The organism is Candidatus Saccharimonadia bacterium (assembly GCA_035544015.1).
GTDB lineage: Bacteria > Patescibacteriota > Saccharimonadia > UBA4664 > UBA4664 > UBA5169.
Map to the genome: position 1 here is coordinate 46053 of DATKIP010000064.1, position 26752 is coordinate 72804.

Annotated in this window: 31 protein-coding genes and 3 tRNA genes; 26 read left to right on the forward strand and 8 right to left on the reverse strand. The window is 60.6% G+C overall.

Annotated features, from left to right (window positions below; translation table 11 throughout):
- The first annotated feature begins 8 nt into the window (after window positions 1–8).
- The gene (locus VMT30_03225; protein HVQ43953.1) at window positions 9–722 is read left to right on the forward strand and encodes an ABC transporter ATP-binding protein; all 714 of its coding nucleotides are present in this window, start codon (window positions 9–11) and stop codon (window positions 720–722) included.
- Window positions 723–769: 47 nt separating this feature from the next.
- Here VMT30_03225 and VMT30_03230 read toward each other — a convergent pair whose 3' ends face one another.
- On the reverse strand, window positions 770–979 hold the full coding sequence (locus tag VMT30_03230) for a PGPGW domain-containing protein (protein ID HVQ43954.1): 210 nt from the start codon (window positions 977–979) through the stop codon (window positions 770–772).
- A gap of 37 nt (window positions 980–1016) precedes the next feature.
- Here VMT30_03230 and VMT30_03235 point away from each other — a divergent pair, with 37 nt between their 5' ends.
- The 4 genes from VMT30_03235 to VMT30_03250 all read left to right on the forward strand — a co-directional run bounded on the left by VMT30_03235 (window position 1017) and on the right by VMT30_03250 (window position 3638).
- Entirely contained in the window at window positions 1017–1559 is a 543-nt protein-coding gene (locus VMT30_03235; GenBank protein ID HVQ43955.1) for a hypothetical protein, read from the forward strand.
- On the forward strand, window positions 1538–2146 hold the full coding sequence (locus VMT30_03240; GenBank protein ID HVQ43956.1) for a hypothetical protein: 609 nt from the start codon (window positions 1538–1540) through the stop codon (window positions 2144–2146). Before VMT30_03235 ends, VMT30_03240 begins: the two co-directional genes overlap by 22 nt.
- 98 nt (window positions 2147–2244) lie before the next feature.
- On the forward strand, window positions 2245–2508 hold the full coding sequence (locus tag VMT30_03245) for an RNA-binding protein (GenBank protein ID HVQ43957.1): 264 nt from the start codon (window positions 2245–2247) through the stop codon (window positions 2506–2508).
- Between the two features lie 110 nt (window positions 2509–2618).
- Window positions 2619–3638, forward strand: a complete 1020-nt coding sequence (locus VMT30_03250; protein HVQ43958.1) for an AAA family ATPase — start codon at window positions 2619–2621, stop codon at window positions 3636–3638.
- Between the two features lie 78 nt (window positions 3639–3716).
- Here VMT30_03250 and VMT30_03255 read toward each other — a convergent pair whose 3' ends face one another.
- Complete coding sequence (locus tag VMT30_03255) at window positions 3717–4229, reverse strand: hypothetical protein (protein ID HVQ43959.1); 513 nt, start codon at window positions 4227–4229, stop codon at window positions 3717–3719.
- 181 nt (window positions 4230–4410) lie between these two features.
- On the opposite strand from VMT30_03255, the gene VMT30_03260 reads away from it, so the two are divergent.
- The 11 genes from VMT30_03260 (at window position 4411) to VMT30_03310 (ending at window position 12898) form a co-directional block, all read left to right on the forward strand.
- The gene (locus VMT30_03260; protein ID HVQ43960.1) at window positions 4411–5226 is read left to right on the forward strand and encodes a hypothetical protein; all 816 of its coding nucleotides are present in this window, start codon (window positions 4411–4413) and stop codon (window positions 5224–5226) included.
- 2 nt (window positions 5227–5228) lie between these two features.
- Entirely contained in the window at window positions 5229–5819 is a 591-nt protein-coding gene (locus VMT30_03265) for a hypothetical protein (GenBank protein ID HVQ43961.1), read from the forward strand.
- A complete protein-coding gene (locus tag VMT30_03270) occupies window positions 5809–6393 on the forward strand; it encodes a hypothetical protein (GenBank protein ID HVQ43962.1) in 585 nt (194 codons plus the stop codon). Before VMT30_03265 ends, VMT30_03270 begins: the two co-directional genes overlap by 11 nt.
- A complete protein-coding gene (locus VMT30_03275; protein ID HVQ43963.1) occupies window positions 6386–7888 on the forward strand; it encodes a sodium-transporting two-sector ATPase in 1503 nt (500 codons plus the stop codon). Before VMT30_03270 ends, VMT30_03275 begins: the two co-directional genes overlap by 8 nt.
- Window positions 7885–8745 (forward strand): F0F1 ATP synthase subunit gamma, encoded by an 861-nt coding sequence (locus VMT30_03280; protein ID HVQ43964.1) that lies wholly within the window; start codon window positions 7885–7887, stop codon window positions 8743–8745. The genes VMT30_03275 and VMT30_03280 overlap by 4 nt, the downstream gene beginning before the upstream one ends.
- A gap of 86 nt (window positions 8746–8831) precedes the next feature.
- Window positions 8832–9323 (forward strand): hypothetical protein, encoded by a 492-nt coding sequence (locus tag VMT30_03285; GenBank protein ID HVQ43965.1) that lies wholly within the window; start codon window positions 8832–8834, stop codon window positions 9321–9323.
- 247 nt (window positions 9324–9570) lie between these two features.
- Window positions 9571–9990, forward strand: a complete 420-nt coding sequence (locus tag VMT30_03290; protein HVQ43966.1) for a hypothetical protein — start codon at window positions 9571–9573, stop codon at window positions 9988–9990.
- Window positions 9991–10034: 44 nt separating this feature from the next.
- Window positions 10035–10559: a hypothetical protein gene (locus tag VMT30_03295; GenBank protein ID HVQ43967.1), complete on the forward strand. Its 525-nt coding sequence runs from the start codon at window positions 10035–10037 to the stop codon at window positions 10557–10559.
- A gap of 27 nt (window positions 10560–10586) precedes the next feature.
- Window positions 10587–11105 carry a hypothetical protein gene (locus tag VMT30_03300; protein HVQ43968.1) on the forward strand — a complete coding sequence of 173 codons (519 nt, stop codon included), beginning with the start codon at window positions 10587–10589 and terminating at the stop codon, window positions 11103–11105.
- Window positions 11106–11186: 81 nt separating this feature from the next.
- Window positions 11187–12509 (forward strand): F0F1 ATP synthase subunit beta, encoded by a 1323-nt coding sequence (locus VMT30_03305; GenBank protein HVQ43969.1) that lies wholly within the window; start codon window positions 11187–11189, stop codon window positions 12507–12509.
- A 131-nt stretch (window positions 12510–12640) separates the two neighbouring features.
- The gene (locus VMT30_03310) at window positions 12641–12898 is read left to right on the forward strand and encodes a hypothetical protein (GenBank protein HVQ43970.1); all 258 of its coding nucleotides are present in this window, start codon (window positions 12641–12643) and stop codon (window positions 12896–12898) included.
- Between the two features lie 3 nt (window positions 12899–12901).
- Here VMT30_03310 and VMT30_03315 read toward each other — a convergent pair whose 3' ends face one another.
- Window positions 12902–13789 (reverse strand): aldo/keto reductase, encoded by an 888-nt coding sequence (locus tag VMT30_03315; GenBank protein HVQ43971.1) that lies wholly within the window; start codon window positions 13787–13789, stop codon window positions 12902–12904.
- A gap of 194 nt (window positions 13790–13983) precedes the next feature.
- On the opposite strand from VMT30_03315, the gene VMT30_03320 reads away from it, so the two are divergent.
- The 4 genes from VMT30_03320 to VMT30_03335 are packed head-to-tail and all read left to right on the forward strand — an operon-like array spanning window position 13984 to window position 19314.
- Window positions 13984–14154, forward strand: coding sequence for a hypothetical protein (locus VMT30_03320; protein HVQ43972.1), 171 nt, complete (start codon window positions 13984–13986; stop codon window positions 14152–14154).
- Between the two features lie 19 nt (window positions 14155–14173).
- Window positions 14174–14935, forward strand: a complete 762-nt coding sequence (locus tag VMT30_03325; protein HVQ43973.1) for an ABC transporter ATP-binding protein — start codon at window positions 14174–14176, stop codon at window positions 14933–14935.
- A 2-nt stretch (window positions 14936–14937) separates the two neighbouring features.
- Entirely contained in the window at window positions 14938–16047 is a 1110-nt protein-coding gene (locus VMT30_03330) for an ABC transporter permease (protein HVQ43974.1), read from the forward strand.
- Between the two features lie 51 nt (window positions 16048–16098).
- Window positions 16099–19314 carry a DUF4082 domain-containing protein gene (locus tag VMT30_03335; protein ID HVQ43975.1) on the forward strand — a complete coding sequence of 1072 codons (3216 nt, stop codon included), beginning with the start codon at window positions 16099–16101 and terminating at the stop codon, window positions 19312–19314.
- Here VMT30_03335 and VMT30_03340 read toward each other — a convergent pair.
- Complete coding sequence (locus VMT30_03340) at window positions 19311–20435, reverse strand: YibE/F family protein (protein ID HVQ43976.1); 1125 nt, start codon at window positions 20433–20435, stop codon at window positions 19311–19313. The two genes, VMT30_03335 and VMT30_03340, sit on opposite strands and share 4 nt — an antisense overlap.
- A 54-nt stretch (window positions 20436–20489) precedes the next feature.
- On the opposite strand from VMT30_03340, the gene VMT30_03345 reads away from it, so the two are divergent.
- Entirely contained in the window at window positions 20490–21131 is a 642-nt protein-coding gene (locus tag VMT30_03345) for a thioredoxin domain-containing protein (protein HVQ43977.1), read from the forward strand.
- Here VMT30_03345 and VMT30_03350 read toward each other — a convergent pair.
- Window positions 21121–21768 carry a hypothetical protein gene (locus tag VMT30_03350; protein HVQ43978.1) on the reverse strand — a complete coding sequence of 216 codons (648 nt, stop codon included), beginning with the start codon at window positions 21766–21768 and terminating at the stop codon, window positions 21121–21123. The genes VMT30_03345 and VMT30_03350 overlap by 11 nt on opposite strands.
- A 34-nt stretch (window positions 21769–21802) precedes the next feature.
- Window positions 21803–21878, reverse strand: a tRNA-Ile gene (locus tag VMT30_03355).
- 25 nt (window positions 21879–21903) lie between these two features.
- Between VMT30_03355 and VMT30_03360 the strand changes: the two genes are divergently transcribed.
- Window positions 21904–22287, forward strand: a complete 384-nt coding sequence (locus VMT30_03360; GenBank protein ID HVQ43979.1) for a septum formation initiator family protein — start codon at window positions 21904–21906, stop codon at window positions 22285–22287.
- Here VMT30_03360 and VMT30_03365 read toward each other — a convergent pair.
- Window positions 22284–23399, reverse strand: a complete 1116-nt coding sequence (locus VMT30_03365) for a hypothetical protein (GenBank protein ID HVQ43980.1) — start codon at window positions 23397–23399, stop codon at window positions 22284–22286. The two genes, VMT30_03360 and VMT30_03365, sit on opposite strands and share 4 nt — an antisense overlap.
- Window positions 23400–23495: 96 nt before the next feature.
- Here VMT30_03365 and VMT30_03370 point away from each other — a divergent pair.
- The 4 genes from VMT30_03370 (at window position 23496) to VMT30_03385 (ending at window position 25492) form a co-directional block, all read left to right on the forward strand.
- Window positions 23496–23572 (forward strand) — tRNA-Met (locus VMT30_03370).
- 135 nt (window positions 23573–23707) lie between these two features.
- Window positions 23708–24634 carry a hypothetical protein gene (locus tag VMT30_03375; GenBank protein ID HVQ43981.1) on the forward strand — a complete coding sequence of 309 codons (927 nt, stop codon included), beginning with the start codon at window positions 23708–23710 and terminating at the stop codon, window positions 24632–24634.
- 139 nt (window positions 24635–24773) lie between these two features.
- The gene (locus VMT30_03380; protein HVQ43982.1) at window positions 24774–25325 is read left to right on the forward strand and encodes a hypothetical protein; all 552 of its coding nucleotides are present in this window, start codon (window positions 24774–24776) and stop codon (window positions 25323–25325) included.
- Between the two features lie 92 nt (window positions 25326–25417).
- A tRNA-Met gene (locus VMT30_03385) sits at window positions 25418–25492 on the forward strand.
- A gap of 80 nt (window positions 25493–25572) precedes the next feature.
- On the opposite strand, the gene VMT30_03390 is transcribed toward VMT30_03385, so the two are convergent.
- Window positions 25573–26526 (reverse strand): hypothetical protein, encoded by a 954-nt coding sequence (locus tag VMT30_03390; GenBank protein HVQ43983.1) that lies wholly within the window; start codon window positions 26524–26526, stop codon window positions 25573–25575.
- Window positions 26527–26752 lie beyond the last annotated feature (226 nt).

Sequence of the window (26752 nt, forward strand, 5' to 3'; positions counted from 1 at the left end):
AAACCACCATGCTCAAAGTCACCCATCTCACCAAAACCTTTGCCTCTGCCGGTCAGTCGGTGCACGCCGTCCATGACGTCAGCTTCACCGTCGATGAAGGCGTATTCGCCGCCATCGTGGGCAAAAGTGGCTCGGGCAAAAGCACGCTGCTGGCCTTGCTAGGCGCGCTCGATGCCCCCACCTCCGGCACGATCGAAGTCGGTGGCCAGGACATCACCAAACTATCGGACCGCCAGCTCATCAAATACCGCCTCACCCGTATCGGTTTCGTATTTCAGGGCTATAACCTCATTCCCAACCTCACCGCGCTCGAAAACGTGATGCTGCCCATGGAGTTCGCCGGCGTCGCGGTGGGCGAGCGCCACACCCGGGCCGGCCAGTTGCTGGAGCAAGTCGGGCTCACCGAAGCCGAGTACGACCGCAAACCCGCGCGCCTCTCGGGCGGCCAGCAGCAGCGCGTCGCGATCGCCCGAGCGCTCGCCAATCGGCCCCGATTAATCCTCGCCGACGAACCCACCGGCAATCTCGACTCGGCTACCGGCAAGCTCATCGTGAATTTGCTCCATAGCCTCGCTCGTGAGCACAAAACCACCATTATCGCTGTCACTCACGATCTCGAAATCGCCCGCCAGACCGACGTCACCCTCACCATTTCCGACGGGCAGCTCATTAAAAGCCATCCCCGCCCTCGCACTGCCGCCGGACACCCCAAAACTACATAGGCGATTTTATATCACATATGGGTTCAGATTAATATCTTATATGTCAGCTAGGGCTCCCGCCCGTCGCCCCGCCGCTTGGCAATCTCACCGCGCACTCGTTCCAGCAGCCGCTTGGCCCAATCATATTCGCGTGCCCACAGCGCCACCCCCGCCGCAATCGCCAGCAAACCAGGGCCGGGCGTCACGAGCATCACGAGCCCGGCCAGCACCAACACGCCGCCACTCACACTCCAGACCGATTTGCTCAATACTGACATATCCCCATTGTACTCTGTGCTAGGTTATACTATGACCATGTCAAAACGCGTACTCTTTGGCTTGGCCGCGCTGGCCCTCGCCGCCGCGAGCATTTACTTCCGTGCCGGCAACACTCGCACGGCCCGCCTTCACGCCGATCAAATCGTCGCCGCCGACACTGTCGCGGCCGATACCACCACGCAACTCGCTGCGCTCAAGACCTTTGTGGCCGACCACATGGGCGCCTCGGTCACCTTCACGCTCCAGGGCTCCTACGACCGCGCCGTCGCGGCCGCCACAGCCGCCGCCGCTGTCCCCGATCCCAATGCCCAGGTGTACGCCGCCGCCCAGAAGGCCTGCAGCGGCAAGAGCGACTCACTCACCCTGGCCCGCTGCAATCAGGCGTATCTGGCTCAGCACCTCTCGACCGCGCCTACGCCTGCCCCCGTGCCGGCGCCGCGCGCGGCCGATTACCGCCGCACCTTCACCGCCCCGCTCTGGACCCCCGATCTGGCCGGCGCGTTGCTTGCTGGTGCGGTCGCCGCCCTCATCCTCGGCAACAAAAGGAGAAAACGCTCATGGCTTCCGAAATCTCACTAACCAAACGGCTGCTGGCCGTACTGCTCCCCACGCCGATCCAAGCAATCCTAGCGATTGGCGGCGCCCTCGCCTTTCTGGTCTTCGAGCAAATCGATCAGGTGCTATCGCTCCTGGGTATCGGTGATGTCGCCCTCAATGCCGCCGGCAGCGAGCTCCATAGCCGGTTCCAGAGCATCCTGACCTCGCAGGTGGCCTCATCGGCGGCGCTCGTGACCTTCTGGGCCACCATTGGCCTCATCGCCTACCTCGTGTGCTGGAGCCTGTACAACGTGCTCATCGAAGCCCGCAACGAAGTCACCCTCGAAACCCAATACACCAACCGCGGCCGCCGCTACACCCACCTCCAAACCCTCGGCCTCAAGGTCCTCGGCGCCGGCCTTCTGCTCGGTCTCGTCGCCCTGCTCAAGCCGGGGCTCGCCCTCTGGCTGGCCTTGTGGGTGCCCCTTTTGGGGGGCTTCACCGCCATGAGCGTGCTCAATGCCTTCGGCGCTGTCTTGGGCCTAGCCCTACACCTTTATCTCATTCTGGCGGTCGGTTTATTGACCTTTACCCCGTGGTATCACTCCGAACCCTTTACAGACCGCTAGTTTTGGGCTATAATGCCTGCGTTAATGTTAATCCGCCCCGAAGGCGGAATTGTCGTCCCGGCCCCAAAGCTTGGCGATGTAAGTGGAGCCAAGTATAAGTGGCCAAGAAACTGTTTGTCGGCAACCTGCCGTATACAACTACCAATGAAGAGCTCGGTGAGTTCTTCGCCCAGTACGGAGAAGTTCTCTCCGCCGCGGTAATCATGGATCGCGCCACCGGCCGTTCGAAGGGCTTCGGCTTTGTCGAGATGACCAACGATCCCGAAGCCGACGCCGCTATCGCCCAGGGCGACGGTGCCGAGTTCGAGGGCCGCAAGCTGACCGTCAGCGAAGCCCGTCCCAAGACCGAAACTCCTCGCTAACCAGCGAATCGTCCGGTCAAAAAAAGAGCCCCTCGGGGCTCTTTTTTAGTGGATTCAATCAGATGCATGACATTGTGGTAATATCATACCCCTGAAGGTAAACTAGAATTATGAAGTTTGTGCGACCCAAGAAGGTTGTATTTTGCAACAACAAAGGCGGAGTGGGCAAAACCACTCTAGCATTTCATATTGCCGTTGAATTTTCCAAGAAAGGCTACAAGACTGCACTCATCGACCTCGACCCCCAATGTAACCTGACACTTCAGGCGCTGAGCCACACATTTTACGAAGATAATCTGTTTACCGAGAATCAGAGAACGGTTTATGACGTGCTCAAGCCAAAAATAGACGGTAGCGGCGATATAGACGCCTCTATTAATCTCACCCATGTGCGGGAGAATCTCTACATTTTACCCGGCGATATCCAACTTTCGCTTTTCGAGAATATACTGATTGCCAGCTATAATGAAGCCGCCGCAGGCAACCCGCGAGGGTACTCGGACACGAGCGCCATTGATCGCTACCTAAACGAAGTCGGCGCACGCGAAAAAGTCGATATCTTCATTATCGATACCTCCCCGAGCTTAGGGGTTCTAAACCGAGTAATTTTCCTGGGGGCGGAATACTTCGTGGTTCCCGTGACTCCTGATAGCTACAGCGTCCAAGGTATAAAAAACCTCGGCAGTGTTTTTGAGATATGGAAAAAGCAATGGAACAATACCGCCAAAGCAGCGGTAGTCGCAGGAAGTACGCCCAGCAATCAGGTCCTCAAGGGTGACGCCCTCTTTATCGGCTATATCTTGAACTCCTTCAATACATACGACAAGAAGATTGTTAAACGACAGCGGGATTGGACAGAAAACATCCCCGTAGAGGTCAAACAATATCTATCCGAAAAGCACGGCAGAAATGGGCTTGTAGAAAGGAGCTGGAGTACGCCACTTGGCTCGCTGCAAGATTATGGGCAGTTGCCTGCAATCTCTATGGAAAACCATTTGGCGATTCAGGAATTTGACCGTGCTAAGGTCCCCGAGCTCAATCTTAAGGGCACCAAGGAGCTACAAGAAAAAGCCGTCATCGAGATCGACGCCGTGAGTGATAGAATAATCAAGGTACTCGAAAGCTACTAGAATCCTACTCCGCTGCGAACACACTTCGGTCAAAAAAAGAGCCCCTCGGGGCTCTTTTTTAGTGGGCGTGCGGCTGAATTACTTCTGGCCGCTGGCCTTGTAGTCCGCGATGGCCTTGGCCACTTTGCCGTCATTCTTCAGGTTTTCCCAGAACAACACTTGCTGACGGCTCACGTACATTACATCCTCAGGTCCGTGGAGCTCGCCACCCAGCTTTGCCAGCGAGACCTGCTGGTTGTTGGCGGCCGCCGCGGCCGAGGTATCTTTGGGCTGCACCGTTTGCTGCACTTGGAGGTAGTAGATGTCGGTACACTTTACGTAGCTGTTATCGACTTTGGTGAGTTTACAGAAATACACCTGGCCGTTCGTCAAAAACACTGCCTGGTACTGCTTGCCTTTAACGCCGCTGTCGGCCGTCGCTGCGGCGTAGGCTTTGCTGGCAAACCATCCCAGCACCGTTAGGCCCACTAACACGAGCACTATGGCTACTACTTTGCTCAACATCCCCCCGCCACCACCGCTCTTGCGGGAGACCGCCGGCACATCGGCCAATCCGTTATCGGCTACCTGTCCTTGTCGTCGTACGTCCATACGAAATCTATCTCCACCTAAACTTAGCGTTAGGATTATGTTACATGAGCACCAATAGAGTGTCCAGGCCGCGGCGTTCTCAGAATTGGCCCAAATTTTGCTTGGCGCGCGCCTCAACACCGGCTATAATCATAAGGACTATAGAGGTGACCGTGAACAGCGTGAAAAGGGCGATCCGCTCATGAAACTGCGCAGATTAACCGGCTTGGCGGTCGCCGCTCTCGCGCTGCTCGCCGCCGCACCGGCGCTGGCCAGCTTGTCGCAGGGCTATGCCACCACCACGGCGATTGCCGCCGGCAGCCTGGTGTCGCTCGATCCCAAGTCGAGCGGCAGCGTGGTGGTGGCCGACCTCAACAACGTCGCCCGCCTCTTTGGCGTGGTGGTGCCGCCGTCGTCGGCCTCCATCTCGCTCAGCGGCACCGGATCCGGTCAGGTGCAAGTCACCACCACCGGCAGCGCGCTCGTGCTCGTGAGCACGGCCGGCGGCGACATCCACGTGGGCGATTACATTACCATCTCGCAAATCGCCGGCGTCGGCCAGAAAGTCGGCACCTCGAGCGCGCGAGTCATTGGCACGGCCCAGGCCGACTTCAACGGCAGCGGTGACGGTGTCACCAAGCGCACCGTCGACGACGGCAGCGGCAAAAAAGAGGTTGCCATCGGCCAAATCCCCATCGTCATCGCCGTCTCCAGTTACACCTCCACCGACGGCAAGCAATCGTATGTGATCCCCAACTGGCTCCAAAACCTTTCCAACACCCTCGCCGGCAAGGCCGTTTCGCCCATTCGCATCATTATCGCCGGGCTTATTCTCATCGTCGCCATCATCAGCATTAGCGTGTTGCTCTATTCGGCCGTGCGCAACAGCATTATCTCGATCGGGCGCAACCCACTATCCAAGGGCGGCGTCTTGCAGGGCATGTTGGCGGTCGGCGGGTTCGCCTTGTTGATTCTGGCCGTCACGGCGGTAGCAATGTATCTGGTGATATCGAGGTGAATATGGAAGTTCTCATTTTAGCAGTCGTAATCGTGATTATGCTCATCGTCGTAGTGGTGCAAAACGTTCAGCTGCGCGGGGCCACCAAAATTCGGGCCGCAGCCGCCGGTCAGCCCAAGCCCATCAAGATCTCCGAGCCCACCGCCGTCGAGCTCGAAGCCAAACTAAAAGCCGCCTACGAAGCCAAAATCGCCGAAGCGTCGCAGGGCTTTGGCGTCGACCTCAAGGCCACCTCCACGCGCCTCGGCGAACAGGTCTCGCGCCTCACCACCACCGTGATCGAGGAGGAGCTCGAGGCCTACCAGAAGACGCTCGAGGAAGTCCGCCACGCCGCCACCGAGGCCATGGAGCAAATCCACCAAGCCGTCGAGCACCAGCGCGTGGAGCTCCACGCCGGCATGGAGGCCGAGCTGGCCGAAGAAAAAAAGCACCTGGCCGACAAATTCGACGCCAAAATCGGCGACGTCGTATCGAGCTATGTTTCCGAAGCCCTGGGCAGCGGCGTTGACCTCGGCGCGCAGATGCAGTTCATTCTCACGAGCCTCGAGGCGCACAAAGAAGAAATCCGAAAGGACCTCCTCAATGGCATCTGAACCAATCCCCTCAACCACCTCCGCTGCACCCGCCATGCCGCCCGTAGCAACCGCGCCGGTTCCAGCGGCCACCCCCGTAGCGCCCGCCTCTGCGCCACCAGTATTCGAATTACCCCCCGCCATTTACAGTCCGGCGCTGCTCGAATCCGTCATCTACGACCTCCAATATTACCTCGACTGGACCCGCCAAAACCAAATCCGCAAAACTGTGGGCGCCAAAGCCAAAGAAGAGCCCAGCCACTCGGCCGAAACCGTACTCGTCATTAAAGCCTGGCAGGGGAATGCGCCCGCCACCCTCGACAGCCTCGAACAGCTCCTCGCCTACCTGCGCGGGCTCAAATTGCCCGAAATTCACATCATGCTAGCCGCCCTACCCAACCACGCACAGCGCGAGACCATCGTGAGTTGGTTCCACGCCAACGTGTCGCCGCGCCTCCTGCTCTCGTTCGTCGCCGACCGCAACTTGGGCGGTGGGCTGGTGGTGCGCACTCCCAACCGAGTGTTTGATTACACCTGGAAGCAGCAGCTGGTGGCCGGTCGCAGCAAAATGGCGGAGATATTAAAACGTGTTTGATAATCCCAAATTTGCCAAACTAGTAGCCGACGGCCGTCCCACCGGCGAGGTCGTCGGCGTCGACCGTTTCCTCGTGACCATCCAGGGTATGGGCGGCGTGGCTATCAATGCGCTCATTTACTTCGACAACGGCTACCAAGGCCTCGTGCGCGAAGTCCGGGCCGAAACCGTCATGGTGCTCAACCTCAGCGCCGAATCCATCCCCATCGGCACCCTGGCCGTCATCGAGGCCGACGAAATCGTGACCGGGGTAGGGGACGCGCTGCTGGGCCGCGTGGTGAGCGTCACAGGGCAGCCGCTCGACGGCAAAGGTCCCATCACCTTCAGCCACTTCGACTCTGTCTTCAAGGTGGCGCCCGGCATCATCGAGCGCCAGCAGCTCACCGAACCCCTTACCACCGGTGTCGCCATCTCCGACCAACTCTTCCCGCTCGTCAAAGGCCAACGCATCGCGGTGCTCGGCGACAACAAAACCGGCAAATCAGCCTTCACCATGCAGCTCACGCTGGCCCAAAAAGACACCGGCCGCTTCGTGGTGCACGTGCTCATCGCCAAGCGCAAATCCGATGTCGACCGCCTCATCTCGAAACTCAACGAAACCGGTGCCATCTCGTACTGCACCATCATCGTAGCCTCGGTTTTTGACTCCCTCACCCAGTCGTACCTCGCGCCCTACATCGGCGCCACCATCGCCGAGCACTTTTGGCACGGTGGCAAGGACGGCGTCATTGTGTACGACGACCTCTCCAACCACGCCAAAGTCTACCGCGAACTCTCCCTCTTGCTCAAAGTCGCCCCCGGCCGCGCCAGCTACCCCGGCGACATGTTCTATGCTCACTCCAGCCTGCTCGAGCGCGCCGGCCGCCTCGTCAAAAACGGCGCCACGCTCGCCTCCATCCCCGTGGTACTCACGCCCAACAACGATATCACCGCGCCGCTGCCCACCTCCATCATGTCCATCACCGACGGCCAGCTCATCTTCGATACCGAGGCCTTCCGCGCGGGCATCCGTCCCGCCATCTCGGTGGGCCTGTCCGTCTCCCGCGTCGGCGGCGTCGGCCAAACCAAGCGCCAAAAGAAGCTCACCGCCAGCCTCTTCAAAAAACTCGCCGCCTACCGCCAAGCCGCCGAATTTTCACACTTCGGCTCCGAGCTAGCCATCGAATCACGCGCCGATCTCGAGCTCGGCAAAAAAATCTACGAAGCCCTCAAACAACCCCCCGACATGATTTACTCCAGCAACGAGCAAGATCTCATCCTAGGTACCGTCATGAAAACCGAGGGTAAAATCACCATCAATATCGACAGTCTCAAGCGCAAAGCCAAAGAGCTGGCGCCCACCATGACCGCCGAATCCGACTGGGACGGCGCCATCGCCAGGCTGCTGGCTGAGGTTACCGTGCAAGCGGCTGCACCCCCAGCCGCCCCCACCTCCCCAGCCGCCCCCGGCCAGCCCCCAGCGCCGCCCGCCCCTGCCCCCGAGGCCAAAAAATGAGTTCACGTTCACTGGGCATCGAGCATGAAGCCGGCCAGGTCGGCACCGTCTCCGAGCTCACGGGTATCTTCGAGTCCATCGCCTCCATGCGTATCGGCAAAATCAAAGACCGCGTCGCGCGCAGCCAGCAGTTTTTTTCCGAATTGTGGCAAATCTACACCCAGCTGCGGGTCGACCCCCAAGACCGTCTCACCGGCAAAAACAGCCCGACTCGCGACAAACCCAACGTCTTCCTAGCCCTCACGTCCGAAGGCGGTCTATCGGGCGACATTGACGGCCGCATCGTCAAAACCGTGCTCGAAAACATCGATCCCACCACCACCGACCTCATTGTGATCGGTGCGCACGGCGCCACGCAATTCGTGCAAAACCACGCCAAGATCAAGCGTTACTTCCGCCTGCCCGACATCGACCAAGCCATCGATGTCTCGCCGATCGTCGACGAACTCTTGGGCTACAAGCAACCCACCGTCTGGTTCCAGCGCTACGTGTCGCTGTCGGTGCAGGAAGTCGGCCGCATCGACCTCCTCGGCCGCGTGCGCACCCTGGCCACCGGCGCCGAAGCCGCCAAAACCACCGACATCATCAGCCCTCGCGACTACCTGTTCGAGCCCAGCGTCGATGACGTCGTACGCTATCTCGAATCGGTCATGATGGAAATCGCCCTCTCGCAGGTCATCCTCGAATCCCGCCTCGCCCAATACGCCTCGCGATTCACCGCCATGTCGGCGGCCAAAAAGCGCGCCAAAGAGCTCCAAACCCTCCTCGTCATGAACTACAACCGCGCGCGCCGCGGCGAGGCCGACGACCGCATCAAAGAAATCGTCAACGCTATGAACGCGCTGCACGCGAATTAAATCGCTGCCCCCAATCCCGTATAATAATCGAAGGTGTCGCAACCCCGCACCAAGTCCCCGCACCCACGGCACAAGGAGAAAGCTCCATGTCAACCGGCACGCAGCAAAAATCCAGGGGTCGAAGCGCGTCGATCGCAAGAATCCTCGCAGTAGCAGTACTAGCAATCCTCGGCCTGATCAAAGGCAGAGCCATGCCGGATACGTCCTCAGATTCAGACGTTGTGTACCGCATCCAGGGCGCATGGATCCATGCAGGGACCGAGGAGCCCAACGAGATCAAGGTTCTCATCAACGGCGAACCGCCACCTCCAAGCCTCGGCGTTCCACCCGGATACACGAGCAAGGATGATCACGCCCTCCTGAGTGCTCTTATCTCTGTTCCTCCCGGAACCGTCCTCGAGGTGATCGTGACTGCCCGGAGCAATCCCCGATCCAATGAACCCCTCGAGCAGCTATGCTCTATTACGCGGCCCGGCGAAGTACAGCGACCCTCTTCGGGCCATGCCAACATTGGGGACTATGTGAAGCACATCGTGAGGGACGACCAGGGCCCACTCATGTGCACGAGGGTCGTGTAGAGGCCCCGCAGTTTACAGGCGCTCCTTCGCCTGCTAACCAACAGCCCCGGGATGGCCCAACGTCGTACCATCCCGGGGCCAGCTCTCGTGCGCTACAATAATAATTTGCCTCAGCTTAAACACATTGATATCGTACTTTCTTGGGCACCCAAATACCTCAGGTGCCGGCACCTACGCCTCCCAGAGAGGGGACATGCCGACTAGCGTTGGTCAAAGATCCGGAAACAAGGTCATACGAAGCCTCGGTATGGCTGCTGTCGTGGTAGCGCTTACCCTCGTGGCTGCGCATTTAGCTGGCAACAACGGCAGCGTTCAATCGCCTGAGATGCGCAAATACACCATGAAGGGCTCGTGGTTCAACGCCGACTTCAAGAACCAGAATCGCATCGATCTTCGCATCAATGGCAGGCGAGCCGGTGGCTCCGTCGGCTACTCACCGAGCGGTGGCACCGAACACACATACTCCGTCCCTGCCGGATCGGAGCTCACCGTGACGGTCACCGCCTCAGCCCTCGCTGTAGCCCCGACCGGAATCGAGGACCTGATCCAAAGCTGCTTCATCCTCCTGCCCAACGAATCCGAGACAACACCCACCCTGCCGCCCAACGCCGCGCGTCGCGTCGTGGACAACGACCAAGGGCCGCTCACCTGTAGTCGCACCGCGTAGGCCCACGCCAAGACAACCTCGCCGTACCTACCCACAGGAGCGCCATGTCCAGGCAAGCTACCAGATCAAGGCCGATTCGAAGCGTCATCGCGGCTGCCGGAGCGATCGCGCTAACCCTCGCACTGGCACATGTCATCGCCAACCCCCATCCGCTGGCAGGCCCCGGCATCGCAGTCAACCAGTTGCCGGACGGAGTGGCCATGGAGGACGGCACCGACGAGCGTGTCAAATACATCCTGCATGGTGTGTGGGGGTCCGCCTCGCGCACGGATACCAGCCGCATCCAGATACTCGTCAATGGTGTCGTAGTAGCCGACCATCCCGCCGCGACGCCAGCCGGTGAACTCACACGGGCTTACCTCCTTTCCGCGGGCAATGAGCTTGAAGTAACGGTTCACGCCGTCGGTCGGTCGATTGAGGGCGTACCCGGGAAGAGGTTCAAGCTGCTGCAGCAGTGTTCGATCCTACGGGAAGGAGAAAACGAAACAACCCCCCATCTGCCCCCGCGCGCTTTCCTGCGTGTCACCATCGACCCCCAGCCCCCTCTCACCTGCCACCGCACGACGTAACGTCGTCGCGACCCAGCCGGAGGCGCCATGTCCAACAGTACACGGCAAAGCTCCAACCGTACGCGGCTGTTGGCGCTACTCGCCATTCCTCTGGCGCTACTCATTGCCCCATCTCTCGTCAAGCTCGCTACCGGCCCTACCAATACCCCAGATGGTTACCACGAGGTCTACCTACCCGACTCCGACCTACATGTTCTTGCCTTTCCGGGCATAGAGCATCACCGAGAAGATGGCCGTATTTACGAGATGGGAGGGAGCTGGGCGGGGAGCTGGACGGGAAACGGTATCCAGTACAAGATCAACGGCGCTGTGATCAAGACCCATACCGTTGGCAGAGCAAAAAGCCGCGACCATCAATTCGTCCTCGTCCCCGCAGGCACGGTGCTGGAGGTGTTGACCACCGCTGGCAGCCTCACCCAGCTCACGTCAAGATTCTGCGTCATCGCTGCGTTCCACGAAGATCCTCACAATGTACCGCCGCCTGCTGGCCGGTCGGTTGAAGGGCCAAGTCCGAGAAACCCCCTCACCTGCATTCGGATAGCGTAGGCGCACCGCCACGCCCTGGGCGAACATCCACCCAGGGCGTGGCTCCCATGCCTCAAATCATGTAAAATAACAATAAGCGTTATGGCAACCACTACCGCAGCCCACACTGGTCGCATCGTCAGCATCCGCGGACTCATCGTGGAGGTCGCCTTCCAAGGGGAGGGCCGCCCGAACTTGCGCGAAATCCTCACCATCGAGGGCCACCCCGAAATTCTGCTCGAAATCCAATCGTTCAACGAGCACCGCGACGCCATTTGCATCACCTACATGACCAGCTCGCTCGTCGCTCGCGGCGCCGCGGTAGTCTCCACCGGCACCACCATCTCGGTGCCCACCGGCGCCAAAGCCCTCGGCCGCCTGTTTAATTCCGTGGGCCAGCCTGCCGACAACCTCGAGCCCCTCGGCCCCGACGTACCGCGCCGTAGCGTATATATGAGCGCCGCCAGCTCACAGCTGTTCACCAACAAAGACGAGCTGCTCGAAACCGGCATCAAAGTGCTCGACTTCTTCACGCCCTTCGTGAAAGGCCGCAAAATCGGCATCATCGGCGGCGCCGGTGTCGGCAAGACCGTCCTCATCATGGAAATCATCAACAACATTGGCAAAGACCCATCCAAACTCGCCTTCTTCGCCGGCATTGGCGAGCGCATCCGCGAGGGCCACGAGCTCTACGAAACGCTCAAAGAGCGCGACATGCTCTCCGGCACCGCCATGTTTTACGGCCAAATGAACGAAAACCCCGCCATGCGCGCCATGGTCGGCATCACCGCCACCACCCTCGCCGAATACTTCCGCGACGAAGAAAAACGCGACATCCTGTTCTTCGTCGACAACGTCTACCGCCACATCCAGGCCGGCAACGAGCTGAGCACCATGATGGGCCAAATCCCGTCCGAGGGCGGCTACCAAGCCACCATTTTCTCCGACCTCAAGCGCTTCCAGGACCGCCTCTACTCCAACGCCAACGGCTCCATCACCGCCGTGCAGACCATCTACGTGCCGGCCGACGACCTCACCGACCCGGCCGTGCAAGAAATTAGCTCCCAAATCGATTCCGTCATCGTGCTCTCCCGCGCCGTCGCCGAGGCCGGCATCCGGCCCGCCGTCGACCTCATCCGCACTAGCTCCAGCCTCGTCACCCCCGAAATAGTGGGGGATAGGCACTATCTGCTTGTCACCCAGGTGCAGGCCATCATGCAAAAATACGACTCGCTCAAGAACATCATCGCCATCATCGGCGAAAACGAGCTCTCTCCCCAAGACCGCGCCGACTACCAAAAGGCCAAAAAGCTTATCGAATTCTTTGCCCAAAGCATGTTCGTCACCGAGAAGCTCAACGGCATCCCCGGCACCTATTTCTCCCGCGAACAAACCCTCAGCGGCGTCGAAGAGATTTTGATTTAATGTCAAGAAAGGGGTAGAGCGAAGGAAAACATTAGTATCGCCGCGCGCGCCAGACAAAACAACGCCCCCACGCAGCAAAGAGGTCGAGTTCGCAAGCAAGATACTAATGTTTTCCGCAGCCACCACACCAGATGGACAAAAAAACCAAGCGCTTCAAGCTCAAAATCCTCAGCCCCTACCAGACCTACTACCAAGGCGACGCCGTCTCGCTCAGCGCCGCCAACCGCACCGGCCCGTTTGATATTTTGCCCGGCCACATCAACTTTTTCTCATTGCTCACCAGCGGCGCCGTGGTGGTAAACACCGGCTTCCAGCGCCTCGAATTCCAGATCGGCCGCGGCGTGCTGCGCGTCAGCCAAGACAACGTCACCCTGTTTGCGGACGTTTAGGCCCTACCAAGGTGCCACATCACCGGGATGATCCAGCGGCACCGCCCCGTTGGCTCCTTTCTGATCCGGAAACTCGCTTCGCACCCATTCCACGTCGTCGGGTTCCATCGCGAAATCAAGCGCACCCAAATTTTCCTCCAGATGGTCCACCCGACTTGTCTTGGCAATCGTCACCACATGATCTTGGCTCACCAGCCAGTTAATAGCGATCTGCGTCGGGGTCTTGTTGTACTTGCGCGCCAATGCCTCTAGCGCCGGCGCGCCGGCCAGCGCTCCCTTTTCCATCGGCCGGTACGCCACCAACATCACATCCTCACTCTGACACTGTGCTAGCACTCCACGCCGCTCCGCCTCTCGAATCTGCACATTATAATGTACCTGATTGCACGCGAGTTTATGCGCGCTCGCCGCCTGCGCCGCCGCCAAGCGGGCCGGTGAAAAATTACTCACTCCAATATGGCGCACCAATCCTTCATCCACCAACGCATCCATAGCTCGCATCGTGTCTGTAATCCGTAGCCCCGGCGCCGGAAATTCGTGCAACAAGTACAAATCCACATAATCCATCCTCAGCCGCTCCAAGCTGGCCGCCAGAGCTCGCTTCACCCCGTCGTACGACTGGTGAACGCCGCTCACCTTCGTAGCCACCGTGAGCTTGCTCCGGTCAAATCCCTCCACCGCCCGCGCCAAGAGCTCCTCCGCATGCCCATCGCCGTAAACCTCAGCCGTATCAAGGTGTGTCACGCCCCGCTCCAGCGCCGCTCGGATCGCCGTCACCTCGCGTTCGTCGTGGCTGCGGTCAGCCTCCCAGCGCCCGCCCATTTGCCACAGTCCCAAGCCGTACACAGGCAATTCAAACCCGTTTGCTAGTCGTTTTGTCGGAATTTTCATGGCTCAATCATAGCATCGCGCCGCTACATCGAGTCCACCTACCAGCTCGAAATCACGGGCCTCTGCTCCCTATGCACTGAAAAATCCCGTTGACAACAGATATAGCATAAGCATAATACAGATAAGAGTATTAATCAGGAATACCCATGGCCTATTCCAAAATCAATTCCAAGGGACAGCAATATTATCTCCACATGAAGGACGTCACTCTCAAGGGTGGCCGTTTGCAGCGGATTTATTTCTTTGCACGCGAAGTTCGTGAAGGCGCCGTTGACGCGATGCCCGAGGGCTACACCGATGTCGAGAATCCTCGCACCGGCCTGCTCGTTCTCAAGAAGATCAACAAGGTCGCCAAGGCAGCCTGATGGTGATACGCTAAGGCGTATGGCTGACGCTCTGCTCGAAGTCAAAGATCTCCGCAAAACTTACGCCGACGGCTTTCAGGCCGTCAAGGGCGTAAGTTTTGCCGTCAAAAAAGGCGAAGTCTTTGGCATTCTCGGGCCCAACGGCGCCGGCAAAACCACGACCCTGGAAATGATCGAGGGCCTCCGGTCTATTACCTCCGGCAGTGTTACGCTCGATGGTCTCGACGTGCAGCGCCACCCCTATGAGGTCAAAGAGCGCATCGGCATTCAGCTCCAATCTTCGGCTTTCTTCCCCAATCTCAAGCTCGTCGAGCTGCTGGCCCTCTTCAATGACCTGTACGCGCAGTCCACCGACCCCCTTGAGCTGCTGCGCGAGGTCGGCCTCGAGGAAAAAGCCGATGCCAAAGCCAAAGAGCTATCCGGCGGCCAAGCCCAGCGCTTTAGCATCGCCACCACGCTCGTCAACAAGCCGCTGGCCGTGTTCCTCGACGAGCCCACCACCGGCCTCGACCCGCAGGCCCGCCGCAACCTTTGGGACCTGGTGGCCCAAATCAAGAAAAAAGGCACCACCGTCATCCTCACCACGCACTACATGGAAGAAGCGCAAATTCTCTGCGACCGCGTGGCGATCATGGATGAAGGCAAGATTATCGCTATGGACAGCCCCGAGCACCTTATCCGCCAACTCCTAGGTCGTGGCTTTAAGCCTCACACCAAGGTGCAGGCGGCTACGCTCGAAGATGTGTTTATCGATCTGACCGGAAAGGAGCTCAGGGACTAATTATGGCTATCAGTCGACGCTCATTTGTGGCCTTGCGCGGGCTCACCGTTGCTTCGCTCAAAATGTATTTCCGCAACCGCACCGCACTCTTTTTCTCGTTGTTTTTCCCCGTCGTGTTTATCGTGGTCTTCGGTTCGATTTTCAAAAATACGTCGGCCTCGTTTAAAATCGACTTCACCAATCAATCATCTGCTCCGCTAGCGACCGAGTTCAAGTCGGCTCTGGAGAAAATTCCAGCGTTCAAGATCAAAGAGGTCAGCCCCGCCGACGCCCAAACCGACCTCGACAAAGGCGACGCCGACCTGTCGGTCATGGTGCCGCCAGACTTTGGCACCGACCAAAACGGCCGGCCGGCTACGTCCAAAATCGTTGCCCATTACAACGAGGCCAAGCCGGGCAACGGCCAGGCGGCCGCCCAAATCGTGCAGCAGCTAGCCGGCAACCTCAACAACGCCATCACCAAGGCGCCCCAGATCATCTCGGTCGAAGCCAGCGGCGTCAAAACCAAAAACCTCAGCTACATCGATTTCCTCTTGCCCGGCATGATCGGCCTCTCCGTGATGCAGCTTGGCATCTTTAGTGTCGCGTTCGGGTTCGTGTCGTACAAGACCACCGGTATGTTGCGCCGGCTCCAGGCTACGCCCATCCACCCCGGCAGCTTCCTGGCGGCCCAGGGCTTCACGCGGCTCATCATGGCCGTGCTCCAAACGGCCTTGCTGGCCGGTATCGGCCTGGCGTTCTTTGGCTTCCACCTCGATCCAGCCAATTACCCCGCGTTTCTGGTGCTGGCCCTGCTCGGCAGCGCCGTCTTCATGGCCGTCGGCTTCGCCATCGCGGGCTGGGCCAAAAACGAAGATCAAGCCCAGCCAGTAGCTCAGCTCATCCAGTTCCCCATGATGTTCCTCTCGGGCACCTTCTTCCCCCGCGACACCTTCCCGCACGTGCTGCAGGTGGTCACCGGCTACTTGCCGCTCACCTACCTCGCCGACGCTCTGCGCCACGTCGCCAACGACAACGCATCGCTATGGGCCGTCCGCGGCGACCTCCTCGGCCTCATTATCTGGGGTGTCATAGCGAGCTTTATCGCCACACGCCTCTTCAGCTGGGAATAAATCGCTACCCGCAGGTTTGAACTAGCGAGGGAAAGTCCTTATGATTAGCTCATGAAACCCCACCATAAGCTATCGTTGGCCTGTGGGGCAATAGTGCTTGTGCTGGGATTAATTAGCGCGCTGTTGCCGTCCAGCACGCGTAGTGCCGGGCCGTGCCCCTGCACTATCTGGTCCACGAACCCGTCGGTGTCGGTCATCAGCAATGGCCAGCCTTTGGAGCCGGGCGTAAAGTTCTCCGCCGACGCCGATGGCTACATCCTGGGCGTGCGATTTTACAAAGATACTGGTATGGGTGGAGCTCACGTCGGCCACCTCTGGGACAGCCTCGGCCACAAGCTGGCCGAAGCCACCTTCGGCACCGAAACCAGCACCGGCTGGCAAACCGTCACCTTCGACAATCCGGTCAAAGTCACCGCCAGCACCCTCTACGTCGCCTCGTATTACGCCGCCGACGGCAATTTTGCGCGCACCTCCGGGGGGCTCAGCTCGGCCGTCGACGCCGGTACGCTCCACGTGCCTGCCAACGTCACTGCCGCCGCCCTCGACGGGTTCGGCGACAACCACAACGGTGTGTTTGCCGACGGCGTCAGCGCGTACCCCTACCAGAGCTTCGGTGGCAGCAATTATTGGGTGGATGTTGTCTACGACACCGTCGTGCCCGATACCGCCCCGCCGCTCGTAACCGTCACTCAGCCCAAGTCCTCGTCCTACGGCGTGCTCGCCGCCGGCCCCTACACGGCGCAGTTCAACGAACAACTCGATCCCGCCACCATCACCACGAGCACCTTCACCGTCACCGGCTCCACCGGCCCGCCGGTCGCCGCCTCAGTATCGTACGACGCTGCCAGTTTCACAGCTTCCATCAAGCCGTCGTCGCCGCTGGCCCCCGGCGAGTACACCGCCAAACTGGCCGGCGGGGGAGGATCAGCCATCACCGACCTGGCCGGCAACCATCTCGCCAGCGACTTCACCTGGACCTTCAGCGTGGGCGCCACCCCCGGCGGCTCACCCACCGCCGGCCCCGGTGGACCCATCCTCGTTATCACGTCGAGCACCAATCATTTTAGCGATTACTTCGCCGAAATCTTGCGCGCCGAGGGCTACAACAGCTTCGCCACCGTCGACCTTGCCACCGTCGACGCCACCATGCTCGGCAATTACCAGCTCGTCGTGCTCGGCGATGTCGCACTGTCGGCTCCCCAAGCCTCCATGCTCTCTACCTGGGTGAACGCCGGCGGTAAACTCATCGCCAGCCACCCCGACAAAAAACTCGCCGGCCTGCTCGGCCTCACCGACGACGCCGCCACCCTCACCAACGCCTACCTCAAGGTCAACACCGGCAGCGCCCCCGGCTCCGGCATCGAGAGCGCCTCCATGCAATACAAAGGCCCGGCCGACCGCTACACCCTCAGTGGCGCCAGCTCCGTGGCCGACCTCTACACCGACGCCGCCACCGCCACCACCAAGCCGGCCGTCTCGCTCGCCACTGCCGGCAGCGGCCAGGCCGCCGCCTTCACCTACGACCTGGCCAAATCCATCGTGTATCTGCGCCAGGGCAACCCGGCCTGGGCCGGCCAAGACCGCGACGGCGACTCCCTGGATCGCTCCGACGACCAATACTTCGGCGCCAAAATCGGCGACGTCCAGCCCAACTGGAACGACCCCACCAAGCTCGCCATCCCCCAAGCCGACGAACAGCAACGCCTGCTCGGCAACCTCATCACCCAAATGATGTCCACCGCCCTGCCCCTGCCGCACTTCTGGTATTTCCCCAAGGTGGGCATTAATACCCTGCCCAAGGCGGTATTAATGATGGCCGGCGACGACCACGCCACCGCCGGAGGCACTTACACCTCCATGGTGCGTCTGAGCGGCCTCAGTCCAGGCAATTGCTCACTCTTGGACTGGGAGTGCGACCGCATGACCTCCTGGTATTACACCAACACGCCCCTCTCCAATGCCGCCGCTGCCAGCCTGGCCGCTCAAGGCCACGAATTGGCCGACCACCTGTCCTTCAGCAGCGGCTGTGGCAGCAGCTACACCGAAGCCAGCTACCTCAGCTTTTTTGCCAGTGATCTGGGCGCCTTCCGGTCCAAATACACCAGCCTGCCCAGCCAGCGCACCAACCGCTGGCACTGTGTGCCGTGGGGCGATTGGGCCAGCCTGCCCAAAGCCGAAGTCCAAAACGGCGTTCGCCTCGACGCCGGCTATTACTACTACCCCACAGCCTACACCACCGCCGGCGACGGCCTGTTTAACGGCTCCGGCCTGCCCATGCGCTACGCCGACACCGACGGCTCCCTCATTGACGTCTACCAGCAAGTCAGCCACCTCGTAAATGAATCCGGCCGCCCCCACCCGGCCGACATCACTACCATGCTCGACAATGCCCTGGGCGCCAGCGGCTACTACGGCGTGTTCGGCACCCACTTCGACTGGACCGATAGCTACGACCGACAGCTCATGACCGCCGCCACGGCCCGCAACGTCCCCATGATCTCCGCCGACCAGCTCCTCACCTGGCAAGACGGCCGCGGCGCCTCCAGCCTCACCGGCTTTGGCTTTAGCGGCAACGAATTAACCTTCAACCTGGCCGCCGCCGGCGGCGCCACCGGCATGCAGACACTCATCCCCGCGACCGGCCCCACCGGATCAGTCACAGCCGTGTCGCGCGATGCTGTCACGGTCTCATACGGCACCGTGAATATTAAAGGGGTATCGTACGCCGTAGTCCCAGCCGCCCCCGGCGCCTACACCGTCTGCTATAACACCTGCAACCCGGCTCCCACTCCCACTCCCACGCCCACCCCTACTCCCACGCCAACGCCCACTCCAACGCCGACTCCCACACCCACCCCAACCCCAACTCCAACGCCCACCCCGACTCCGACACCGACCCCCACGCCGACTCCAACACCCACACCTTCTGCCGCGCCCACAGCTACTGCCACCCCCACGCCCAAGCCTTCTTCCAAGCCCCAGAGCAGTGCCACGCCCGCGGCATCGCCGGCTGCGGCCGGGCCCACCGCGTCTCCCAGCCCGGAGGCCTCGGCCAGCCCGGCGCCCACATCTAGTGCCAGCCCCCAAGCCTCGCCCAGCCCCACCGCGTCCGCCACGCCCGCACCCGCCGCCGGGTCCGGCAACAACACCGTGCTCATACTAGGCATGGCCGCCGGCGGATTAGGCTTCCTCGGGCTCCTCATTTTCCTCGCGCTCTGGCTCCGCCGTCGGTCCAAAGGTCCCGACGACCCCGGCCCCCTGAGCTAGCGATGCGTCCGCGGCCACCATTCCGGCATCAACGCCCGCCGCGGTAGCCGGGGAAGGATATAGGCCGCCAGCACCGTAGCGAGCGGCACCGCTGCCACCAGCGCAGCTCCCCCTACCAGCGTGCGAATGACCTCCTCACCAATCAATTCGTTATTGAGCGTCATAAAAAGTGGCATAGCCGGATGCACTGCCAAAAACACCAACAAGGAAAATGACGCCCCCGCATACGCCAGCACTAGCGTATTAATCAGCGACGCGATGTGCTCCTGCCCCACCCGCAACCCCCGCCGGTACAATTCCGCCGCCGATAGGGCCGCATTCGCCTCATGCAGCTGTGCCACCACGGCCACTTGAGCCGTAGTAATATCATCAAGAATTCCCAATACCCCAATCATCATTCCGCCGAGCAACAATCCCTGCAGATCCAGCCCCGGCGCCGCCTGGAAAGCCAGTGCAGCGGCGCCCTCGCCGGCCAGACCCGTCAGGTTTGCCGCCCCCACCGCTATGAGCGAAAGTGCCGTTCCCGCCAGCAACGTCGCTACCGTGGCAACCAGCGCTAGGCTGGTGCGGCGATTAAAACCGTGCGCCAGGTACAATGACGCCCCGGCTATCATAAAGGTGCCCGTGAGGCAGGTAGTAAAGGGATTATTCCCGCGAATAATCCCCGGGATAATCCACAGCGCGATGATCCCGAAGCTCACGGCCAGCCCAACCAAGGCCGTAAAGCCTCGCCACCGCCCAATCCCTATCGCCAAGGCCACAAACCCGGCCGCCAGCCAAGCGTAGGTACCCAGCCGGTAATGGTCAATCAAGAAATAAGACTCCGGAGTATCCGGCGCCCGGGGCGGCACCCCCAGGACCACCTCGGCCCCCACCGGCAGGGGAGTCCGCTCAATCAGAGCCGTCCGATCGGCAGGTATGTTTATAGTCTGCCCTCGGCGCGGACCCTCCAGGAGCCGCACCACTACCGAGCGGTTCGGTCCGGTCGCGGTCACCCGGGCATGGTAGTAATGCTCATATCCGGTGCCGGTCAGAGGGCTCAACATCGCATAGTCGCCGGCCTCGGCCACCATCGGCCAAGCCACCATAAAAAGCCCCAACAGTAACCCAAGTCGCCTCATTAAGAGTAAGTATAACGAAGTATGCTAATATCGGTACCGTAAGGAGATATCAACGTGTCACGCGAAGCCAAAATCCTCACCGCTGTGCTCGTCGTCATCGTCGGCGCCATGATCGGCCTCTTTGCCTTGGCCAACAGCGGTCAAAACACCCCCGCCCCCGTTGGCGACAAGACCAAACTTATTCGCGACAACAGCCAAAAAGAGGGCACGGGCGCCATCCAGCTCGTTGAATTCGGCGATTACCAATGCCCCGCCTGTGGCGCCGCCTATCCCGGGCTCAAGCAGCTCATGAAGGATTACGACGGCAAAATCACCTTCTACTTCCGCAACTTCCCCCTCACCAACCTCCACCAAAACGCTACGGCCAGTGCCAATGCCGCCGAATCAGCCGGTGATCAAGGCAAATATTGGGAAATGCACGACAAACTCTACGAAACGCAGTCAGATTGGTCCACGCTGAGCGACCCCACCGACAAATTCGTCAGCTACGCCAAAGATCTTGGCCTCGACACCGATAAATTCAAAAAGGCCCTCACCGACAAGCAGTTCCAGAGCCTCATCGATCAAGACGTCGCCGACGCCAATGCCCTAAGTGTGGACTCCACGCCCACGCTGTACTTCAACGGCGTCAAATACGACGGCAAAACCGACTACGCCAGTTTGCGCGACCAGACCGAACAGCTACTCAAGAAGTAGCTTTCTCCACCAGTTCCACCTCGCCCGTCTCGTGCGCCACATTCTGCGACATTATCACGTATGACACCTCAGTGTCCGGCCCCAAGTGCAAATGCAGCGTCTCATTCACGAGCCCCACGCCGTCGCGGCCGCCCAGATTCGATAGCACTGCGCCCACGGTATGCGGCTTAATGCTAATGGCCCGTCGCGAAAAGCCCGGCCGCGGCACCGCCAACTTCGGCCAACCCTTGCCGGATCCGTCGAGCCGCGCCGGCCGCGCCGGTGGTTTTTTGGCCGCATCGATCCGGCCGCCCTTTACATTCACCGCCACGTGCACATTCGTATCGGCTACCTCAGCCTCGTTGATCACCGAGAATCGCACCGGCACCACGCCCTCGTCTACTTCGGCGGCGTAGTGCTCCAATTGCCGATCATAGGTTGCCAGTTCATGCGCATACTTGTGCCAATCATTGCGGCTAAAAAACCCTAGTGACGGCACCGACGGTCGCCAGCCGTGACGCATCTCGTCCAATTTGCGCTCCACATAGGCCATTTCGGCGTCTAGGAATTTTCGCTCCGCCTTGTAGTTCGGCTCGCACAGTTGCGCTAGTACCAAATAGTGGGGCTCCGAAGCAGGCTGATGGTGCTGACTGGCCATAATAGAACCATAGTACCATTAAACATAAGTGCATTGGTGGGTCCGGCAGGATTTGAACCTGCGACCAAGCGGTTATGAGCCGCCTGCTCTAACCACTGAGCTACGGACCCCCGAAAACGTATTATACTAGGATCAATGACGCTTCCCAAAATCAAGTTAGGCGGCACGAACGTCCTGAACCTCATCGGGGTGCTGGTGATTTTGTATTTGGTGGTGGTGCTCGTCCAAACGGTCCAACATAATTACCGGCTCGGGCGCCAAATCGATCAGCTCAATGCGCAAATATCATTGCTGCAAAGCCAAAAAGACGAATTAGCCTACCGCATTCAATACTACAACACCGATGCCTTCCGCGATCGCGAGGCCCGGGCCAAACTCGGCCTCCAGGCGCCGGGGGAAAATGTCGTCATCATCCCCCGCAGCAGCCCCGCACCTGCCGCGGCGGCCGGATCAGCCAAAGCCGCCCCCAAAAAATCCAACCTGCAGCAGTGGTTTGACTTTTTGAGCGGCCGCACCTAGCCAAGCGCCCGCGCACGGTTAACGGCCAGCACCACGCCACCGGCCGTCCAGATGGCCGCCACCAGCCCCACCAAGCCGCCGAGCACCGGCACCCAGCCGGCCAGCACCACGAGCGGCACGCCAAGCAATGCAGCCATCGCCAGCCCGCGGCGGTCGTCCTCGCCGCGCAGCGCCAGCCGCCCAATGGCCGCCCCCGCAAACAAACCCGAAGAAATCATCACGAGCACCCACAGCGCGGTTGCAAACAATGCGGCCGGCAAGCCCACCACCGTCACCGCGAGTATAAGTATTGCGATCGGCGCCAGCACCACTGCCACTGCCCCCCAGCCCAGGCTCGCCTCCCAGCGCTGAATCATCATGCCGGTCACCGAGCGCACCAGTCGCGGTGCCAGCCAAATGGCCAGCAGCATGCCCGCGAGCATCGCCACGATCCAGTACAGCAACATCGTCAGCCGGTCAGCCGCCGTGGTCGGCCCGCGCGATGGCTGCGGTGGGGCGTGGCGCACTACCTGACCCGATATTTTGCCCTTATCAAGGGTAAAGGTCTGACTGCTCGTATAATCCAAATTACCCGTCACGCGTCCATCTTTGCCCAGCGCCAACTCGTCCGCCATCGCGGTCACGCTGCCGCCCACCGGCGCATCAATGCTGAGCGTTCGCCCCGCGCTGTATACGGCCTGGGCCACCGGACCGCTCAGCGCCACCGTGTCGCCAGCCGCCGCTACCTCGCCACCCACGCGCGCGTCCGGGCCGATCACCAAATTCTGTGAGGCCACCGTTACGTTGCGCACCACGCTCGCGTTTATCGTCACCACCTGCCCGGCCGACCGCACGCTGCCGGCCACAGCGCCGTTTACCGTCACCGTCTGGCCGGCGCACAGCACATCGCCGCCGACGGTGCCGTTAATGACCACCGTTTGCCCGGCGCACACCACGTCCCCGGCGACATTGCCGTCCACGGTCACCGTTTGGCCGGCGGCATAATACGTCCCGGTGCGATTATCGCCCTTCGCCAGCACCACATTCCCTGTGGTGGTTGCCGCCGCCAAGGCCACCGCCGGCGCTAGCACGAGCGCCAAAAACATTCCCATTACCAACCATAATCGCTTCATTTCACTACTTCCTTTGTGCTTAATGGTACACCAGACTTGCGAGCCCCGGCATTGACCTCGGAGGACGTTTCTGGTACATTATACAACGGTATACGCCGCGGGGTGGAGCAGTTCGGAAGCTCGCTGGGCTCATAACCCAGAGGTCGCAGGTTCGAATCCTGCCCCCGCTACCAAGGAATTATCCCAAAAACACCGCCTCCGGGCGGTTTTTTAATGCCTGCCAACCGGCCGACTATTGATAAATCAAAACAAGACTGCATAATATGCTGGTCCCTTGAACCTTCGACCCCCTAGGGGTGGTGATCCAAATGAGACTGCTACGCGGGCGACATCGCCGCGCCAAAGCCCTCATCGTGTTCCTGCTCGTGGCCGCGTCCTTTTTCGTGGACGTAACGGCACTACGAGCAGCCCTGCCCACCCAGCCGACGCTGCGGTTATACCCCACTACATCCGCCGAGGCCTCCGCCCACAGCCGGCTCCTGATATTCCAGACCGGCTACCAGAGCAATGCCACGGCGCTCACCGTCAATCTCTTGCCATACTGGCGGCTGTTTGGCGACGTGCTGTTGGTGGAGTACCCGCACTGGCGGTTCGATTCGGCGCGGATCGTGTCCGATCTGAACGCCTACCTCGAGCACAGCCTCAGCCGGCGCGGTCCGCCGCGCTACACGCGGCTGACGCTCATGGGCGCCTCGCTCGGTGGCCTGCTGGCCGACGACGAGATCCGTGGGCTGAACCACCTCGCGGGCATCACGCGCCGCGACCTGGTGCTAGTCGACGCCCCCACCGGCGGAGCCGACATCATCAGCGGCCCCCAGCGCAAAGCGGCGCACGTGCCGCTGGGCCCGGTATTCGGCACAGTGCCGTTCTGGCCCATCAACCAGCTCGTGTTCCGGCCGCCGCCGGCTTTGCAGCTCGGGCCCGCTGCCAGCCAGGTGCAGCTCGATGCGCTCCATCGCCAGGCCCGGCTCTATCAGCCCTCGGCTCTAGCCGATCAAGCTGGGTACATCGTCCACCACGCCCCGCTCCGGCCCAATCCGGCCCGCAACGGCGTACAGGCAATCTACCTGCGCTCCACCCACCGCGATACCGTGGCGGCCACCGCCTACGATCACTGGAGGCGTATCTACCCGCATCTGCAGCTCGTGCCGGTCACCAGTGGCCACATCGATCTTCTGGGCTATCCCAATGCCTGGATGATCGCATTTACGCAGGCGCTCAGCCAGCTGGGGTAAGGGATCGAACATCAAGGGGCCCGCCCGGCCTGCTCACGCGAGCAGGCCGGGTTTGGCCTTTCTTGCAATTATTCATGATAGGCCTATGATCTGGCTGTCCTCTCGCTCATTCACTCGGCCCCCGAAAGGGGTGTTTATTATGTCCCGATCGGGACACGCACTGATGCTCGTCGGGCCCAGGCCTGCCAATCCTCCGCCCTCGCTGCAGCACCATTACAGCGCCGCCGCCGACGGAGATCACCTGGCGCACCATCTGATCCTCATCATTCCCGATGTCGGTCTCACCATCGCCCCCAGCCTCATCGCGTTCATGCAGCGCCACGGCGAAGTGGGCGAGGTCTGCGACTACCGCCCCACCAACCACGACCCGACCGAGGTGGCGTGGGGGATCCTCGGCTTCGTCACGTCACCGGCCTGGGGGTATGGCCGGGTGACGATCATCGCCTCCAGCCCCGCCCTGGGTTTGGTGAACGCGCTACTGCCCGGGCTCACCGCCGCCTGCCGGATCGCCAAGATCAATCTCATCCTGATCGATGCCGGCAACGAAACCCCGAGCACGGTCAGCGACTGGCAGGCGTCTTCGCCGCAGCGGCACCACCTCGTCGAGATCGACAGCACCGATGTGCAGACCTGCGAAACGGCAGTCGAGGCGGCTCTCCGGCGCTTTGCCCGCGCCGATTCCGAAGAATGAGCCGAAGGGACACACCCGGCCTGCCCGAGAGGGCGGACCGGGCCCCCGGTCTTGCCTTATTGCCCTCAAACTTTTATTATTGGTACCCGTATGGCTGCGTAGCTCAGTGGTAGAGCAGGAGACTCATAAGCTCTTGGTCGGTAGTTCGAATCTACCCGTAGCCACCAGAAATTATCTCATCCAAAAAAACCAACCCCGGCCCTTCGCCGCATCGTTGCGACCAAGAGCCGGGGCTTTGGAGCCGAGTTCAGTTGCAGGTAAACCTGCGCATGAGCTCGAAGTACATATCCGCGTCCACGTCTTTCACGAGTTGACGCATCCAGGGCACGGGCGGTTTCATCTCGAGCGGCGCCCAGGTGTACGGTCCCGCTTCACCCAGCAGTAGCTGCCGGAGCATGAAGACCAAGTGCAGATCGTGCACGGCCAGGGGCTTACCCCTCCGAGATGGCGTCCTTTCGTTCGCTGCCTCAAAGTGCTCGCGGTAAGGGGCCGCGAGCACTGGGTGGACACCCATGGCCTCAAGCTGGTCCGGCCAGACGCCCAGCCGGGGGTCCTTGGTGTGGTTCGGCGTGATCACCGACACGTCCGGATGCCCCCGCAGCATCCGGCTGGCCGCCTGGTTGTCGCAGGCCCAGTTGTATGTCATGCCGGGCCCGCCCACCAAGTGGAGCTCGGGCAGCTTGGGCAGATCGAGCACGCCGCCTTGGGTCACGAGCCGTCCCAGCTGGCCAAACAGCCCAGCATCGCCCAGCATCTGCATCGTCTTCGCCACCCCGTGTGCCGGGCCGGCGTTGATGATGTTGATCCGATGCTGCAATGCCAGCTCGCGTTGGTACGCCAACGCATCCGCGAAATTCCCGGCCGGCTGCTCGCGCCCACCATCACCGTGCAGGTCGTAGTCTGTTTCATCCACGTGCTGCTTAGGCCCCATGACGCTGCGGAAAGGCTCCCCGATAAACACCGGCGTCTGGAGCCCCATCCGCCGCAGCATGCCTTGGATGGTGGCGGCCATGTAGCGCGCCAGTGCGTCCGTAGCCTCCTGGTCCACCACGCCAGCGTCGTAGTCGTGGTACAAGTACCGCGAATGCACAATCGCCAACCGGACGTCGAGTCCCGAATCGGGATGCGCCGCCGCCGCCCCGGCGGTGGGATTATCGGGACTGCAGGAATCACAATCCAAAACCGTAACGCCTTGGTTCATCGACCCTCCCCGTGTCTCGTAGGTACATCAGATTATTGACTAGGTATTTATAACCGATTTTTGCAAAAAAAGCAATATTATGACACTGACCCACCCTCACTTTTGACATAACCATCGTTTAGGCACAAAAATGACGGCAAAACGTTTCGGGAAGGAAACAAAAATGCCGTCACCAAAAATCATACCGTCCTGTGCCCGTATTATTCAACACCACATCATGCCCCAA